A 16496-nucleotide genomic window follows, 5' to 3' on the forward strand; every position below is an offset into this window, starting at 1 on the left:
CTGACACCCTACAGCGGCCCGCCTGCCAGAAGGGTGACAGCGTCAGAGTGCGCGTCTCGGGATCACGATCGGCCGCCCCGTATCGGGGTCGGGCAGCACGCGCACCGCCGCCCCGTAGACCTCGGCGATGCGGCTCTCGGTGAGCACCTCCCCCGGCGCTCCGCGGGCGACGAGCGCACCGTGTGCGAGGATCGCGATCTCGTCGGCGTACGCGCCGGCGAGCGACAGGTCGTGCAGCACGATGATCACCGCGCGCCCCTGCTCGGCCAGCCCGCGGGCGATCTGCAGCACCGCCTCCTGGTGCTTGAGATCGAGCGCGGCCGTCGGTTCGTCGAGCAGCACCACCCGGGTCTCCTGGGCGAGCACCCGCGCGAGCGACACGCGCGCCTTCTCGCCGCCCGAGAGGTGGGGGAAGCCGCGCTGGGTGAGGTGGCCGACGTCGGCGGCGGCGGTGGCCTCGCGGATGGCCCGCTCGTCGTCGTCCGCTTCGGGGGTGCCGATCCACGGGGCGCGCCCCATGTCGATGACCTGCTGCGCGGTGAACGAGAACGCGACCTGGTTGGCCTGCAGCAGCACGGCCCGCGCGCGGGCCAGGTCGCGGGCGCGCCACTCGGCGAGGTCGCGCCCGGCGAGTTCGACGGTGCCGCTGGTCGGCTCGACGTCGCCGGAGAGCACACTGAGGAGCGTCGACTTGCCCGCGCCGTTCGGCCCCACGAGCGCGAGCACCTCGCCGTAGCGCACGTCCATCGTCACTTCCGCGAGGATCGGCACCGAGCCGACGTGGAAGCCAACGCCGGCGACCCGCTGGGCGACGGCGCCGCGCTCCGTCGCCGGTTCGTTCGCGGCGCTCATGCCCAGCCCCCCGATCGGCGTCGGTTGCGTCTGATCAGCCAGAAGAAGAAGGGGCCGCCGACGAGCGAGGTGAGCATGCCGATCGGCAGATCCGCCCCGTCGACGAGCGTGCGGGCGAGCAGATCCGCGTAGATCAGCAGCACGGCGCCTCCGAGCAGCGAGCAGATCAGCAGGAGCCGGTGGGCGGGCCCGAGGATCATGCGCATGAGGTGCGGCACGACGAGGCCGACGAACGAGATCACCCCGACGAACGCGACGCCGACGCCGGTGAGCAGGGCGACGACCACGATCGACACGATGCGCAGCCGCTCGACGCGCACGCCGAGGTGCGACGCGGTGCGGTCGCCGAGGGAGAGCAGGTCGTACTGCTGGGCGAACAGGATCGCGACGACGGCGGCCGCCGCGGAGACGATCGCCACGATGCCGGCCTCGTTCCAGCGCGAGCCGTTGAGCGATCCCAGCTGCCAGAACACGATCTGCTCGCGGCTGGCGGTGTCGCCGATGAACGTGAAGAGCGCGAGACCCGCCCCCGCGAACGCGTTGATGGCGACGCCGGTGAGCAGCAGCGTGACGATCTCGGTTCTGCCCTGGGCGCGCGCGGTGAGGTACACGACGAACGTCGCCGCGAGGCCCCCGAGGAACGCGAAGATCGCGACGGTCCAGCCGCCGAATGCGGTGATGCCGAGCGTGATGGACGCCGAGGCGCCGAGCGCGGCTCCCGAGGAGACGCCGACGACGCCGGGTTCGGCGAGCGGGTTGCCGAAGATCGCCTGCATCACGGCACCGGCGACGGCGAGGGCGGCGCCGACGAGCAGCGACATGACGACGCGCGGGAATCGGATCTGCCAGAGCGTGCGGTCCATAAGCTCATCGGCGGGCGCCCACGCGTTGTCGATGCCCATCCTCCGCAGCACCGATCCCACCACTTCGGCTGGTCCGATGGAGAGCTGGCCGAGTCCGGCGGAGAGGAGGATGCCGACGACCATGAGGATCACCGCTGCGGTGATGACGATGGCGCCGCGGCTCGCGCTGCGGCGACCGGCGGTGCTCGATACGAGGTGCGTCACGTGGTGCTCTCTCTGGCTGAGGGGTGCCGTTCGCGACCGGATCCGGGCGGGCGCGAACCCCCAGTCTACCGGCGTCGCCCGGCTCGGGCGGTGCCCGCTAGCGGCTCTCGGGCGCGTAGACGGCTCGCGCGAGCGCGTCGAGGATCTCGGCGGATCGGGGGCCGAACGAGAGCACCGTGCCGTCCTCCATGTCGACGAAGCGGCGGTGCTCGCCCGCGGTGGTGACCGCGATCGCGGGCTTCTCCTCGAGCAGCCCGTCGACGCCGCCGACCGACTCGATGCCGTGCGACATGACGAGGATCAGGTCGGGGTTCGCCTTCACGAGGGCCTCGTCGGTCATCGGCTTCATCCCGTCCCAGCCCATCTCCGTGGCGACGTCGATGCCGCCGACGGCCTCGATGAGCTGATCGGCGCCCGATTCCTTCCCGAAGAGGTAGTACACGCCGGCCGAACCGCGCAGGTAGACGAAGGCGATGCGCAGCTTCTCATCCTCCGCCTGCGGCGCGATGGCGGCGATCTCCGCGATCTTCGCCTCGACCTCGCCCGCGATGCGCTCGGCGAGCTGCTCGCCCGCCTCGGGGCTGCCGTAGATCGCGGCGATCTGCCGCGCGAGCGCCTCGGCGCCGGCGAACGACGGGTCGTTCTGCACGAAGACGACGGTGATGCCGACGTCCTGCAGCTGCTCGACGACGTCTCGCGGGCCGACCGATCCGTCGGTGATGACGACGTCGGGGTGCAGGTCGATGATCGCCTCGGCGTTCACCGTGTGGCCGCCGCTCGTGACGCGGGGCAGGTCTGCGAGGCTCTCGAGGGTGGTCGACTGGTCGACGCCCACGAGGCTGTCGGCGAAGCCGAGCCCGGCGACCGTCACGGAGATGTTGCCGCCGAGGTCGGCCGCGACGACCTTGTCGGTGCGCTCGATCGTCACATCGGTGCTCGAGCCGTCGACGGCGTACGAGGGGACGGTCGCGGGGAGCGTCTGCGCGGGGTTCTCCGCGACGGGCTCGATCTCTGTGTGCTGCAGCACCGCCGTCGACGGCCCCTCGTAGGCCTTCGGATCGTCGAGGGTGTCGAGGTCTGCGAGCGGCTCGGTCGAGGCCGGGGCCGAGGCTGCGCCGTCTGCGTCTGCGTCGCCGGAGGATGACGGCGCGGCGCAGCCGACGAGCAGCAGCGATCCCGCGAGGAGCGTCGCGAGGCCGGCCGCGATCCTGCGCCGCATCACCGGTCCTCCCCGAAGAGGCGGTCGTTCGCGCGCGGGTCGGTCTCCGGCGCCGGATCCTGGGCCGGGTCCTGCGCCGACTCGGCGGCCGGGGCGGGCCCGCTGCGCGGCTTGCGCGTGCGCCCGGCGAGCAGCATGCCGCCCGTGACCCCGATCACGAGGATCGCGATCCCGCCGATGATGATCGGCAGCCACGGGATCGACGCGGGCGCCGCCGCGGTCGCGGCCGTGTCGGACGACTCGGGCGCGGGGGCGACCGGGGCGTCGTCGCCCTCCTCGGGGGCGGGCTCGGCCGCGGCGGCGCCGGAGTCGGCGCAGCTCGCGAACTGAAGATCGAGCGAGATCGGATCGAGATCCTCGCCCGCCTCGTAGAACCCGGCGAAGGCCTTCGCTCCCGAGTTCGTGAGGGTGGACGGCAGATCGTCAGCGATGAGCGCGTCGTCGGCGATGGGGAGCTGATCCGGCGCCACGACATCGCCGACCCACTCCTGGGTCGCGTCGACCGCGACCGCGCCCTCCATGTCGGTGCTCCGCGCGTCGAGCAGCAGCGCCGCCTTGCCGCCGCCCTCGAACTCGATCGTGGGGTTCGCGAGCGTCAGATCGAGCACCCCGTCGTGACCGGTGAAGTGCACGCTGCCCGTGAACGAGACGCTGCCGACCCCCGACTCGGGGTCGATGCTGCCGGTCGCGCCGCTCCAGGAGAACTCAGGTGTCTCGTACGACGCGCCGTCCGCCGTCTCCCACGAGCCCTTCGCGATGCTGCCGCTGATGTACGCGCGGAAGCTCTCCTTCACACCCCACGACAGGTCGCCGCCGGTGACCTCGCAGGCGCCCGCCTCGACCTCGGCGCGCAGCGGGTGGGCCTGCGCCGCGGTGGGGGCGAGCAGCAGGCCGCCGAGGATCGCGGCGCCCGCGATGAGGGAGCCGGGGCGGCGGAGTCGGGGGTTCACGTGGGGGCCTCCTGGTGGGCGTGCGTGGAATTGGGATGGCGGATCGGCGGAGCGGTTTCGGGGCCGCGTCACCCCGCGGAGCGTCGCTGGCGGATGGTGAGCAGCGTCATGCAGGCGGCGATGGCGACGAGCCCTGCAGCGCTCGCCCACCACTCCCAGAGCGCCATGCCCGCCGCAGGGGCGAGCCCCGCAGCGGTGACGCGATCCTGCGCGACGCCGTCGGCGAGGGTGCGCGTCTCGACATCGGCCGACTTCGCCGACTTCTTCGCCTTCGGCTCGACGATGTCGATCACGGCGCCCGCGTTCGAGCTGCCCTGAATGGTGATCGTGTGCTCGCCGCTGACGTCATCGGGCAGCGTGCCCGACCAGCGCACGACCCCGTTCTCGTCGGCGGTCGCCTCGTCGTCGAGCACGATCGGATCGGAGTACAGCACGATCAGCACGCCCTCGTCGTCGGGGTCGAACCCGGAGGCCTCGATCTCGATGCGGCCGCCCGGCTTGATCTTGTCGGCATCGGTGAGCACCGTCACGCCGGTCGTGGCGGGCGGCGTCGCGGCGGCGGTGTACTGCTTCTTGTCGTTCCCGGCGGCGGTGGCGCCGTAGCTCACCCGCGACTCCGCGCCCACGGTGAAGGTGAGCGGGTCGAGCCCGATCGACTGGCTGCCGCTGCCGCCCGCGCCGCCGCTGCTCAACGAGCCGAGCACGGGCACGTTGCTCCACGTGACCTCGCCGTTCGCGCCGACCGACTTGCTGCCACTCGCGAGGTCCAGCTGGTAGGTGCCCGAACCGAACGACGTCGAGTTGCCCGTGCTGAGCGTGGCGCTCGTCGGGCCCGTCACCGTGATCGACGGGTTCGCGACGTTGTACATCGTCATGCCGTAGCCCGTGAAGGCGACGGAGCCGCTGTAGGCGACCGTGCCGGTCTGGCTCGCGCGATCCCAGCTCGAGCTCACGGCCTGCGGGAACAGGTATCCGGCGCCCACGCCGTTCGTCTCGACGCTGCCCTTCGCGCAGTGCTGGTAGCCGAACGCCTCCTTGTTCGTGCAGGTGGTGTACGCCGCGAAGGCGTTCGACACGCTCCAGACGAGGGATCCGGCCGCAGCGCCCTGCGTCGACGCCGGAGCCGCGGGCTTCTCGGGCGCAGTCGTCGGCTTCGGCTTCGACGCCGGGTCGGTGGGCGCCGCGGGCTTCACGCCGCTGTCGGAGCCGATGACGAAGGTGATGTCGTCGAGGGCCGTGCCCACCTCGTAGAAGGTGCCGACCGGCCCGGTGCCGGTGCCGTTCACGAAGAACTGCTCCGCGCCGGCCTTCGCGAGCTTCGTGGTGGCCCGTGTGAACTTCACGGCCCCGCCCCGCAGCGTCTCGCGCTTCGCCTGGGTCAGGTCGATCTGCGCGAGCGTCACGGTCTTGCCGTTGAGCGGAATGCGCACCTCCGCGCTCTTCGCGTTCTGCACGACGATGGCCGGATTGAGCAGGTCGACGTCCATCTGGCCGTGATGCCCGGAGAACTTGACCTTGCCCGCGTACTGCACGGTGCCCGAGGTGCCGTTCCAGTGCGTCGTCGACGACTGCGGGAAGGTGAAGACGCCGTTGTTCGCCGCCTGCTTCGCGCCGTCCTCAGCTACGATCTTGCCCTTCGCGATCGGCCCGAGCACGTACTCGCGGAACGACTTCTTCACGCCCCATTGGAGCGTGCCCGCGTCTTTCGGGTCGGCGAGGTCGACCTGCTGCGGAGTCGCCTGCGAGCCGCGGAACGCCTTCGGGTCGCTCGGCGTGAACACCGCACCGTAGGTGTACGCGCCGGGCTCCGTCGGCCGAGCCGTCGTTGCGGCAGATCCATTCGCAACGGGCACTGCCTCGCCGAGGTTCTTGCCGTTCTGCGTGAACTGCACCGAACCGGAGGCGCCCGCGGGTGCGACCCTCGCCGACAGCTCGACGTTCGCTCCCACATTGGGAGAGGTGGCCTTCGCCGTCAGTGCGGTCGTCGTGTTCGCCGGGGCCGGCACCTCCGGCTCGCCCGGCTGCGCGATCACCTGCGCCGAGAACGTGATGGGATCGAGTGCTGCGGTGGACTCGTCGTAGAACCCGCCGAAGGCTTGCAGCCCGTCCGCCGTCATCGTTGCGGAGGACCCTTCCCAGGTGTACCGCGTGCCGTCGATCTTCGGGCTCGGCAGCACCAGGTCGGCGAAGTGCACATCGTCGAGCGAGTAGGTCTCGCCCACCGTCGTCGTGTCGACGAACTTGCGGCCGTCGACGTCGAGGGTGAGCTCGGCCGTCGTCGCAGAGGTGACCGTGATCTGCGGCTGCGTGAACGCGAGGTCGAGGATGTAGTCCTCGCCCTCCGCGTGCCCCTGGAAGTGCACGCCGTCGTTCTCGCCGAACGCGATCTCGAGGCCCGTCCCATCGGGCTGCGCCGTGCCGGATCCCGCACCATTCGACCAGGTGTACGGCCCGCTTCCGGTGACCGCGCCGAGGAGCGTGATCGCACCCTTCGCGATGGGGCTCGTGATGTAGCTGCGGAAGGACGACTTCACGCCCCAGCTGAGCATCGCGTCGGCGATCGCGGCGGGCTCCTGGTCGGCTGCCGCCTCGGCGCTCGGCGACGCGTCGGCGACCTGCGGCTCCGGCGCGATCGCCGGTGCTGCCGCTCCGGTCTCGTCCGCGGGCGCCGCCTCGGGAGCCGCCTCCGTCGCGGGAGCCGGCACCGCCGCTGGGGCGCTCGGGCTCGCGGTCGTGGACGCGCCCTCCCCCGCGGCGACGCCGGGGGTTGCGGCATCCGCCGCAGTACCTTCGGCCCCGCCCTGCACCGACTCGATCGCGCCGATCGATCCGATCGTCGCGCCGTCCGCAGCCTGAGCCGCCGACGCACCGCCGAAGACGGCGCCGAGCACGAGCATCCCGATGAGTCCGAGCGAACCGGTCCTGGCAATGCGCGCGCGAGCAGACACGAGAAATCCTTCAGTGAGACGACGTCGATCGGATACTGGAACCGCGTCACCCGGCGCAGATCTGCCGATGGTGAGGGTTGCCTAAGTTCTTCATCTTCTAGTGTGGTCTTGATCATCTGATGATGCAAGTCCCGGGGGCATCTCGCCCGGTGCGGGCCGGAGAGATGAGGGTCGCGCGCTACAGGCGAGCCCCGCGACGCGAGTCGCTGCACTCGGCCGCACCGCCACGACGAACGGCCCCTCCGCGCGGCGCGAGGAGGGGCCGTTCGAGGCGTTCGCGTTTAGTTCGCCGTGATGCGACGACGCGCGACCATCAAGCCGGCGCCGAGCAGGAGCGCGAGCGCACCGCCGGCGAGGAGCCCGGCGAAGTCGGCGCCGCCCGTCGAGGCGAGACCCTTCGCTCCGGCCGCCGGCTTCGTGACCACGGCATCGATGGTGCCGGTGCCCGCACCGGTGCCACCGCCGTTCGCACCGGCACCCGCCGAGCCCGATCCGTCAGCGCCGCCGTCGGCAGCGCCGCCCGCACCCGAGCCGCTGCCCGTGACCGTGATGACCAGGGCGTCCGACACCGAGTCGGAGACGGTGGCGTCGCTCGACGCGAAGGTCGCCACGATCTCGTTCGAGCCGACCGCGAGATCCGCCGTCGCGCTCGCCGTGCCGTTCGCCACCGGCACCGTCGCGAAGGCGACGCCGTTGTTGGTGAACGTCACCTCACCGGTCGCCGTCTCCGGCGCGATGGTCGCGACGAACTCGACGCCGTTCGGGCTTCCGCCGACACCGGCCGAAGAGGTCAGCGTGGTGGTCGAGAGCACGTACTGCGAAACCGTGAAGTCCGCGTCGAGGTACTCGTCGACGTTCGTGCCGCGGAAGGACACGACGTACTCGCCCGGCGCGAAGTCGGCGGGCACGTTCCACGTGATCGCGGCCATGCCCGATCCGTCGACCGTCACATCGCCGACCTTCAGCGGCACGGCATCCTCAGCGGCCTCGGCGGCGACGCTCGAGAGCGAGACCGGCTGCATCGCGCCGGCCGCATCGATCCACACCTCGAACTCGCTGCCAGCCGTGAACGGGCCGCCGGCGAACTCGATCGGCTCGCCCTGGCGCACCGCCACTGCGGCGGGCTTCTCGCCGTCGATCGTGATCGCGGGCTGCGCGGCGACGGTCACCGTCACGGCGTCCGACTTCGAGCCGATGACGTCCGCGGCGTTCGCGGGCGCGAATTCGGCGGTGATCTTGTTGGCGCCGAGCGGCAGTTCGGTCGTGGTCAGCGTCGCGACGCCGTCGACGACCTCGACGGGCTCGCCGAGCGCGGCGGAGCCGTTCGAGAACTGCACGGTGCCCGCCTGGTCAGCGGGGGTGACGTCGGCGGTGAGGGTGACCTCGGCGCCTGCGCGCACGCTCTCGACGTCGGCCTGGAGCGTCGTCGAGGTCTTGACGATCGGAGCGCCGTAGTTCAGGCGCACTTCCTGCTCCTGCGCCGCGTTGGTGACGCCGCCTGCCGCGTAGGTGAAGACGCCGTAGCTGCCGTCCACCGGCGCGGGCTTCGCAGCGTCGCGATCCTGCAGCGTCGCCGTCCACTCGAACGAGCCGTCGGCGTTCAGCTCGACCCACTGGCCGCGCACGGCGCCCTGGTACTGGGTCGGAATCGCGTTCAGCGTGTCTTCCGTCAGCACCCAGCCCTGAGTCGCGCTGAGTCGCTGCGTCGACGCGGCGCCCGCCGAGGGCTTCCAGTTCTCGGCGAACTCGCCGAATACGACGTACGTGCCCTGGGGCAGCGTGTTCGGGATCGGCATGCCGCGGCCGCCGACGTTCGCCTCGGGATCGAAGCCCTGGCCCTTGACGACGAGCTTGTCGCCCGCCGAGACGCGGGTGTCGCCGACCGGCGTCACGCCGTCCTCGAGGTAGACGTCGATCTTCGGAGCCCAGACCTTCTGCTCCTCGACCGTGACGGTCGCGCTCGTCGTCGTCGTCGATGCGGCGAACGCCGAAGCGTCGGTGGGCGTGAACTTCGCCTCGACCGCGTTCGCGCCGACCGGAAGTGTGTCGATGCTGAACTTCGCGACGCCGTTCGCGACCGGGATCGCCGGCGAGATCTCGCCGACGCCGTTGGCGGTGCGGTTCGTGAACGTGACCGACCCCGCCGCCTCTGCCGGTGCGACGGTCGCCGTGAACTCGACGCTGTCGCCCTGGGTGACCTTCGACGCGCTCGCGGCGATCGACGTGGTGGTCTCCGTTGCGGGAACCGCGCTGACGGGTGCGGTGAAGGTGATCGGATCGAGCGCTGTGCCAGCCGGATACTGAGAGAGAGCCTTAGCACCTTCAGTTGTCAGTGTCGTCGGAGCGGAAGTCCAGGTGTACGTCGAACCGGAAGCGCTCGGTGCAGGGAGCGCGATATCCGCGAAGTGCACGTCATCGAGCGAGTAGCGCTCGCCGACGGCGCCCGCCTGAGCGCCCGCGAACTCGCGGCCGTCGACATCGAAGTAGAGCTCGGCGGTCGATGCCGACGTCACCTTGACCTGCGGCTGCGTCAGCGAGAGGTCAAGACTGTAATCGTCACCGCTCGCGTGGCCCTGGAAGTGCACCCCGTCGTTCTCTCCGAAGGCGATCTCGAGACCCGAACCGTCGAGGTTCGCGGTGCCTGATCCGCCCGCCCACGCGTACGGACCCGATCCGGTGGTCGCACCGAGGTTCGTCACTTTGCCGTTGGCGATCGTGCCAGTGATGTAGTTGCGGAACGACGACTTCACGCCCCAGCTGAGCGTCGCGTCTGCCACGACTCCGTCGCCCGGAGCGGCGTTCGCCGCCACGGGTGCGAGCGCCAGGCCGCTGGCGACGAGCAAGCCCGTCGTCGCGGTGGCGAGCACACGCCGCCAGTTCTTCTGTGCAGTCATGAAGAGTGCACTCCTTATCTGTTTTGGTATTGGCCACCGCGCAAACAGCAACCCGCTCATCGGATTGAACTGAGGCTCCCCTAACCTGCAGTACCGCATATAGTCTGACGATTTTCATCAGACGTTGCAACTCTTGCGTTATCTTCCGCTCCCATCCCGCCGGTCGCACGGATCCCGGCGCGCCCCGCCGCCCCGCTCCGCCCCGCTTCGCTCCGCGCAGGGCGAACGACGCGCCCTGCGCCTGCACACGTCGCGGGCGTACACTGGCCGAGCCAATTACGACACCGGAGGTCGCCATGAGCAAGCCCATCGATTCGGCCGACTACCCGTTCCAGCTCAGCGAGAGCGAGTGGCGCGAACGCCTCGCGCCTGATGAGTACGCCGTGCTGCGCAATCAGGGCACCGAGCGGGCGGGCACCGGTGAGTTGCTCGACGAGGAGCGCGACGGCCTGTACCGTTGCCGCGCCTGCAGCAACGAGCTCTTCGTCGCGGGCACGAAGTTCGACTCGGGCTGCGGATGGCCGAGCTTCTACGAGAGCGTGCGTCCCGGCGCGGTCGAACTCCTCGAAGACCGGAGCCTCGGCATGGTGCGCACCGAAGTGCGCTGCGCTCGCTGCGGCTCGCACCTCGGCCACGTCTTCCCCGACGGATTCGGCACCCCGACGGGCGACCGCTACTGCATGAACTCGCTCTCGCTGAGCTTCGAGCCCGGCGCGCAGCCCGGCGAGCCTGGCGCGGAGCGCGACGACGCATGAGCGAGTACGGGGGGCCGGCGTACCGCGCGCTGCGGCGCCGGCGCTCTCACTCGAAGGTCACGGAGGAGGCGCCGAGCCGCGAGGAGCTCGAGGCGTACGTCGCGGCGATGGCGAGCGTCTCCGATCACTCCCGCATGCGGCCGTGGCGCATCATCGAGTTGCGGGGCAAGGATCGCAAGAAACTCGCGAAAGGGCTGGCGAAGGCCTCGGGTGAGGATCGCGGCAAGTACATCGCGAAGATGACGCGCGCCCCGCTGGTGCTCGTCATCGTGGTCAGCCCGGGAGATACCCGTAAGGTGCCGCTCTGGGAGCAGGAGGCCGTCGCGAGCGGGGTGGCGCATCTCCTCGGGCTCCTGCTGCACGAGTCGGGGTGGGGCTCGATCTGGAAGAGCGGCACGCACACGCGCAGCAAGGCGGTGCGCAAAGCCCTGGGCGTGCGGAAGCCCGAGTATCTGCTCGGCTGGCTGCACGTGGGCGGGATCCCCGAGCGCGATCGGGCGGAGAAGCCTCGGAAGCCGCTGGATCTCTCGCGGCATCTCAGCGGACCGGGTTAGCCCTCCGTCGACCGGCGGCGGGAGGGGAGCGCGGCGACGACCACCGCGAGCAGTGCGACCGCCGATCCGGCGATCATGCCCTGCGTCAGCCCGCCCGCGAGCGGAGCGCCCGCTTCGAAGGCGACCGAGGCGATCAGCTGACCGGCGACGTTCGACATGCTGAGCAGCAGCACGCCTGCCGTGCGCACAAGCATCGCGGCGACGGCGATGAAGAGCGTGCCGATCACTCCGCCGATATAGAAGTACGGCGCCGTCGGCCACGCGGTCGGCCAGCCGTCGACGGCGACGGAGATCACCGCCATCACTGCGAGGATCGCCGTGCCGACGACGAAGTTCACGAACGTCGAGGTGACCGCGCTCTGCGCCGCGGCCCGCACGAGGCCGTTCACCATGGACTGCGCGGAGACCCCGACGCCGATGATCACGGGGAACACCATGAGCCAGGCGCCGTGCACGCCCCCGAATCCGACCGAGAGCGCCACGGCGACGATCGCGAGCGCGGTTCCGATCACGCGCATCGGGGTGGGGTCGATGCGTCCGCCCGGGCCGAGACCCGCGCGATCGAGCAGCAGTCCGCCGAGCACCTGGCCCGCGACGATGCCGACGGTGAACAGCGCGAGCCCCATGATCGGCGTGACGAGGCCCTGGGCGAGCACGAAGAAGGCGCCCCCCGCGCCGCCGAACAGCGTCCACACGGGCAGCGAGCGGGATCGCACCTCGTCGCGCAGGCGGACGAGCCCGGTACGACCCCTCCGCGTGATGAGCACCGCGATGCACATGACGATGAGCCCCGACCCGAAGGAGACGGCGGCCGTGACGTATCCGTTGCCGAGTTCCTGGCTCAGCCCTCCGTTGATGCGGGACTGCACGGCGACCAGCACGCCGGCGAGCCCCGAACCGATGAGGGCGGCCCAGACGGGAATCGAGGAATTCGGCACTCCTCCCACCTTACTCCGACTGCGGTCAGGCCTCTGACGCAGTTGCCCGAGCGCCGACTCCTCCGCCGATTCCCCGCCGAAACGCCCAGCCCCTGTCGGGATCGCGTCCGCCCGACAAGGGTTCGGTGAACGAGCGGGGGTTCGGCGGGAAGGCGCCGCGAGCGGAGCGAGTGGAGCCGCCTGTCGGACTCGCCCGCCGCGCTCGGAGCAACGCGCCAGCGTTGCGCGCGGCGAGCCGATGGAGCCTGCGACATCGGAGTCGGTTCGCAGGCCGAACAGCGGCGCCGCGAGCGGAGCGAGTGGAGCCGCCTGTCGGACTCGAACCGACCACCTGCGCTTTACAAGGGCGCTGCTCTACCAGATGAGCTAAGGCGGCGTGGGGGCGGACGATCGCTCGACCGCCCCGTTCAATCTTACTCGGAGTCGGCCGGAGCCTCGGCCGATGCGTTCTGCTGCTCGAGTTCGCTCTTGACCTTCAGCAGGTACGACTCGAGGTCGCCGTCGCGGCTCTGGCTCCACTGCTGACCGTTCACGATGACGGTCGGCGTGCTCACGAGGCGCTGCGGCTCGTCGGCGTCCTGCAGCGTCACGCCGTCGGCGCCGAGCAGCTGCGCTCCCTTGGCGAGACCCTGGATGCCCACTTCGCTGACCTGCTTGTAGTTCGCGGAGATGAAGCTGCCGAAGGTGCGATCCTTCACGCACTGGCGCAGTTCGGTGTCGGCCTCCGCGCCCGCGGCCTCGGCCTGCTCGATGAGCTGTTCGTCGGTGAGGCCGGTGGTGCTCTCGGCGGGCTGCACCTCGGCGCTGAGCAGCGCGTTGTTCAGCTTGAACGCGTAGCCGGGCTGCTGGTCGACGACGCAGGCGAAGAGGTTCGCGGCGCGCGTCGAGTACTTCGAGCCGAGTGAGGCGTTGTCGAGGAAGTTGAGGGGGTAGATCGTCATCTCGACGTCGCCCGCGCCCACGTAGTTCTCGAGCATGGTGCCGTACTGCTGCTCGAACTGGCCGCAGTAGGGGCACATGTAGTCGGCGTACACGGTGACCTCGACGGGGAGCTCGTCGAAGTTCTGCTCGGGCGCGACGCGCTCCTCGCCTGCGGGCAGCGCCGGGCCGGTGACGACCTTGAGGTCCTTGCCGAAGACTGCGCCGCCCGACGCCATGTTCTCGGGGCCGGGGCCGGCGGGCTTGATCGACTGCGTCAGCACGAGGGCGACGATCGCGAGTACCGCGATCACGCCGACGGCGATGCCGCCCTGCAGGAAGAGGCGATTGCGCTTCTCCCGCTTCTTCTCCTGCTCCCGCGCTGCGGCGGCCTCGGCGCGCGCCTGGGCGCGCCGCTCGTTCTTCGTGGGACGGGGGTTCGTCTCGTGTGCCATGGGTGTTCTCTCAGTCGGTCCGGCGGAGCGGATCACGGATCAGATCGGGGGCGCGAGCGCCCTACTTCTTCTTGGCGGAGCGGCGATCGGCGCGGTTCGTGGAGCCGTTGCCCGACTGCTGGCCGAATGCGCCGCGCGCCTGCTGCGCGGGCTTGCCGGCCCCCGCCTTCGGCTCGTCGGCACCGGTGACGGCCGGGGCGCCGTCCTCGTTCGGGGCGCTGTAGCTGAGCTTCGACTGGTCGGTCGCCTGCTCGGCTTCGAGGCCGCCGCCTTCGAGGTGCACGTGATCCTGCGGGCCCTCGGCGGGCCGCACCTTGACCTCGAGGTTGTAGAGCAGCCCCATGGACTCCTCCTTGATCTGCCCCATCATACCCTCGAAGAGGGTGAAGCCCTCGCGCTGGTACTCGACGAGCGGGTCTCGCTGCGCCATCGCGCGCAGGCCGATGCCCTCCTTGAGGTATTCCATCTCGTAGAGGTGGTCGCGCCAGCGGCGGTCGATGGTGGCCAGCACGACGCGGCGCTCGAGTTCGCGCATCGCCTCGCTGCCGAGGGTCTCCTCGCGCTTGGTGTACGCCACCTCGGCGTCGGAGAGGATCTCGCGGCGCAGGAACGCGCGATCCACGCGACGCGCCCCGCCGGCCTCGGCGACGAGCTCGTCGATGGTGAGGCCCACCGGGTAGACCTGGCGCAGGTCGTTGAACAGGGCGTCGAAGTCCCATTCGCCGTCGCGGCCGTGGGAGTCGAGGATCGCGTCGATCGTCTGCTCGCGGAACGCGTCGATGCGCGGCTCGATCTCTTCGCCGTCGAGGATCTGCTGGCGGTCGCTGTAGATCGCCTTGCGCTGGCGGTCGAGCACGTCGTCGTACTTGAGCACGTTCTTGCGGATCTCGGCGTTGCGCTGCTCGACCTGGCTCTGCGCGCTCTGGATGGCGCGCGACACGACCTTGGACTCGATGGCGAGATCGTCGGGGAAGCTGTCGCGGTTCATGAGCGCCGCCGCTGCGCCCGAGTTGAACAGGCGCATGAGGTCGTCGCCGAGCGACAGGTAGAAGCGGCTCTCGCCGGGGTCGCCCTGTCGGCCGGAGCGGCCGCGCAGCTGGTTGTCGATGCGCCGGGACTCGTGGCGCTCGGTGCCGAGCACGTAGAGGCCGCCGACCTCGATGACCTTCTCCGCCTCGGCGCTCACCGTCTCCTTGACGGCGGCGAAGACGTCGTCCCAGGCGGCCTCGTAGGCGTCGGGATCCTCGTCGGTCGAGAGGCCCCGGGAGGCCATCTCCTGCACGGCGAGGAACTCGGCGTTGCCGCCGAGCATGATGTCGGTGCCTCGGCCGGCCATGTTCGTGGCGACGGTCACCGACCCGAGGCGGCCCGCCTGCGCGATGATCGCGGCCTCGCGCGCGTGGTTCTTCGCGTTCAGCACCTCGTGGCGCACGCCGGCCTTCGCCAGCAGGCGCGAGAGGTACTCGCTCTTCTCGACGCTCGTGGTGCCGACCAGTACGGGCTGCCCCTTCTCGTAGCGCTCCGCGATGTCGACGACGACCTGGGCGAACTTCGCCTCCTCGTTCTTGTAGACGAGGTCGGGCTGGTCCTTGCGCTGCATCGAGCGGTTCGTCGGGATCGGCACGACGCCGAGCCCGTAGGTCGACATGAACTCGCTCGCCTCGGTCTCGGCCGTACCGGTCATGCCCGAGAGCTTCTCGTAGAGGCGGAAGTAGTTCTGCAGGGTGACGGTGGCGAGCATCTGGTTCTCGGCCTTGACCTGCACGCCCTCCTTGGCCTCGATCGCCTGGTGCATGCCCTCGTTGTAGCGGCGCCCGGCCAGGATGCGGCCGGTGTGCTCGTCGACGATCAGCACCTCGCCGTTGAGCACGACGTAGTCCTTGTCGCGGGTGAAGAGCGCCCGCGCCTTGATCGAGTTGTTGAGGAACGAGATGAGCGGGGTGTTCACCGACTCGTAGAGGTTGGTGATGCCGAGGTGATCCTCGACCTTCTCGATGCCGGGCTCGAGCACGCCGACGGTGCGCTTCTTCTCGTCGATCTCGAAGTCGACTCCCGGTTCGAGCTTGCGCGCGATCCGCGCGAACTCGGCGAACCACCGGTTGGCCTCGCCCGAGGCGGGGCCCGAGATGATGAGCGGGGTGCGGGCCTCGTCGATCAGGATCGAGTCGACCTCGTCGATGATCGCGAAGAAGTGGCCGCGCTGCACGCGCTCCGCCGCGGAGGAGGCCATGTTGTCGCGGAGGTAGTCGAAGCCGAACTCGTTGTTCGTGCCGTACGTGATGTCGGCGTTGTACTGCTCGCGACGGGTCGCGGGATCCTGGCCAGAGACGATGCAGCCGGTCGTGAGCCCGAGGGCGCGGAAGACGCGGCCCATGAGCTCGCTCTGGTAGGTCGCGAGGTAGTCGTTGACGGTGACGATGTGCACGCCCTTGCCGGCGAGGGCGTTCAGGTACGCCGGCATCGTCGCGACGAGGGTCTTGCCCTCACCGGTCTTCATCTCGGAGATGTTGCCGTTGTGCAGGTTCGCGCCGCCCATGATCTGCACGGGGAACGGGTTGAGCCCGATGGTGCGCTTGGCGGCTTCGCGCACGGCGGCGAAGGCTTCGGGGAGCAGGTCGTCGAGGGTCTCCCCCTTCTCGAGTCGCTCGCGGAACTCCGTGGTCTCTTCGCGAAGCTCCTCATCGCTGAGGTCTGCGAAGGTGCTCTCCAGATTCGCTACGAGCTTCGCCTGCCGCTCGAGCTTCTTCAGGATCCGTCCTTCACCGACGCGAAGAAGCTTCTCGAGAACTGTCGCCACGTTGTCTCTCCTGTACGTTCCGCGCGGTGTGGTTGCCCATGGTTCGGGGTCACCGCCGTTGCCACAATGTGACAACTCCTCAGCTTAGCAACGGCATGCTCCTCCCCGGCTGAGGAGATGCCAATATGGAGGCGGGATTCGTTTCCGCC

11 protein-coding genes and 1 tRNA gene are annotated in these 16496 nt (G+C 70.1%); 2 read left to right on the top strand and 10 right to left on the bottom strand.

Annotated elements, in window-relative coordinates; genetic code table 11:
- Positions 1-42 precede the first annotated feature (42 nt).
- The 6 genes from BLT44_RS00510 to BLT44_RS00535 form a co-directional block, all read right to left on the bottom strand.
- Entirely contained in the window at positions 43-852 is an 810-nt protein-coding gene (locus BLT44_RS00510; RefSeq protein ID WP_010156149.1) for a heme ABC transporter ATP-binding protein, read from the bottom strand.
- On the bottom strand, positions 849-1919 hold the full coding sequence (locus tag BLT44_RS00515) for a FecCD family ABC transporter permease (RefSeq protein WP_010156148.1): 1071 nt from the start codon (positions 1917-1919) through the stop codon (positions 849-851). Before BLT44_RS00515 ends, BLT44_RS00510 begins: the two co-directional genes overlap by 4 nt.
- Positions 1920-2016: 97 nt before the next feature.
- Positions 2017-3138, bottom strand: coding sequence for a heme/hemin ABC transporter substrate-binding protein (locus BLT44_RS00520; RefSeq protein WP_010156146.1), 1122 nt, complete (start codon positions 3136-3138; stop codon positions 2017-2019).
- On the bottom strand, positions 3138-4088 hold the full coding sequence (locus tag BLT44_RS00525) for an HtaA domain-containing protein (RefSeq protein WP_074689803.1): 951 nt from the start codon (positions 4086-4088) through the stop codon (positions 3138-3140). Before BLT44_RS00525 ends, BLT44_RS00520 begins: the two co-directional genes overlap by 1 nt.
- A gap of 68 nt (positions 4089-4156) precedes the next feature.
- The gene (locus BLT44_RS00530; RefSeq protein WP_074689805.1) at positions 4157-7036 is read right to left on the bottom strand and encodes an HtaA domain-containing protein; all 2880 of its coding nucleotides are present in this window, start codon (positions 7034-7036) and stop codon (positions 4157-4159) included.
- Positions 7037-7317: 281 nt separating this feature from the next.
- Positions 7318-9930 carry an HtaA domain-containing protein gene (locus tag BLT44_RS00535; RefSeq protein ID WP_010156144.1) on the bottom strand — a complete coding sequence of 871 codons (2613 nt, stop codon included), beginning with the start codon at positions 9928-9930 and terminating at the stop codon, positions 7318-7320.
- 296 nt (positions 9931-10226) lie between these two features.
- Between BLT44_RS00535 and msrB the strand changes: the two genes are divergently transcribed.
- Together msrB and BLT44_RS00545 are read left to right on the top strand one after the other, a co-directional pair.
- Positions 10227-10685 (top strand): peptide-methionine (R)-S-oxide reductase MsrB, encoded by a 459-nt coding sequence (gene msrB, locus BLT44_RS00540; RefSeq protein ID WP_010156143.1) that lies wholly within the window; start codon positions 10227-10229, stop codon positions 10683-10685.
- Positions 10682-11239, top strand: coding sequence for a nitroreductase family protein (locus BLT44_RS00545; RefSeq protein ID WP_010156142.1), 558 nt, complete (start codon positions 10682-10684; stop codon positions 11237-11239). Before msrB ends, BLT44_RS00545 begins: the two co-directional genes overlap by 4 nt.
- On the opposite strand, the gene BLT44_RS00550 is transcribed toward BLT44_RS00545, so the two are convergent.
- The 4 genes from BLT44_RS00550 to secA form a co-directional block, all read right to left on the bottom strand.
- On the bottom strand, positions 11236-12177 hold the full coding sequence (locus tag BLT44_RS00550) for a DMT family transporter (protein WP_010156141.1): 942 nt from the start codon (positions 12175-12177) through the stop codon (positions 11236-11238). The two genes, BLT44_RS00545 and BLT44_RS00550, sit on opposite strands and share 4 nt — an antisense overlap.
- 300 nt (positions 12178-12477) lie before the next feature.
- A tRNA-Thr gene (locus tag BLT44_RS00555) sits at positions 12478-12553 on the bottom strand.
- Positions 12554-12590: 37 nt separating this feature from the next.
- A complete protein-coding gene (locus BLT44_RS00560) occupies positions 12591-13550 on the bottom strand; it encodes a DsbA family protein (protein WP_010156140.1) in 960 nt (319 codons plus the stop codon).
- Between the two features lie 61 nt (positions 13551-13611).
- A complete protein-coding gene (secA, locus tag BLT44_RS00565; protein WP_010156139.1) occupies positions 13612-16347 on the bottom strand; it encodes a preprotein translocase subunit SecA in 2736 nt (911 codons plus the stop codon).
- Positions 16348-16496 lie beyond the last annotated feature (149 nt).

The sequence above is a fragment of the Leucobacter chromiiresistens genome, from assembly GCF_900102345.1.
GTDB lineage: Bacteria > Actinomycetota > Actinomycetes > Actinomycetales > Microbacteriaceae > Leucobacter > Leucobacter chromiiresistens.

Coding starts and splice junctions, on each gene's coding strand:
- BLT44_RS00510 (WP_010156149.1), bottom strand. CDS start 852: ATGAGCGCCGCGAACGAACCGGCGACGGAGCGCGGCGCCGTCGCCCAG.
- BLT44_RS00520 (WP_010156146.1), bottom strand. CDS start 3,138: ATGCGGCGCAGGATCGCGGCCGGCCTCGCGACGCTCCTCGCGGGATCG.
- BLT44_RS00535 (WP_010156144.1), bottom strand. CDS start 9,930: ATGACTGCACAGAAGAACTGGCGGCGTGTGCTCGCCACCGCGACGACG.
- msrB (WP_010156143.1), top strand. CDS start 10,227: ATGAGCAAGCCCATCGATTCGGCCGACTACCCGTTCCAGCTCAGCGAG.
- BLT44_RS00545 (WP_010156142.1), top strand. CDS start 10,682: ATGAGCGAGTACGGGGGGCCGGCGTACCGCGCGCTGCGGCGCCGGCGC.
- BLT44_RS00560 (WP_010156140.1), bottom strand. CDS start 13,550: ATGGCACACGAGACGAACCCCCGTCCCACGAAGAACGAGCGGCGCGCC.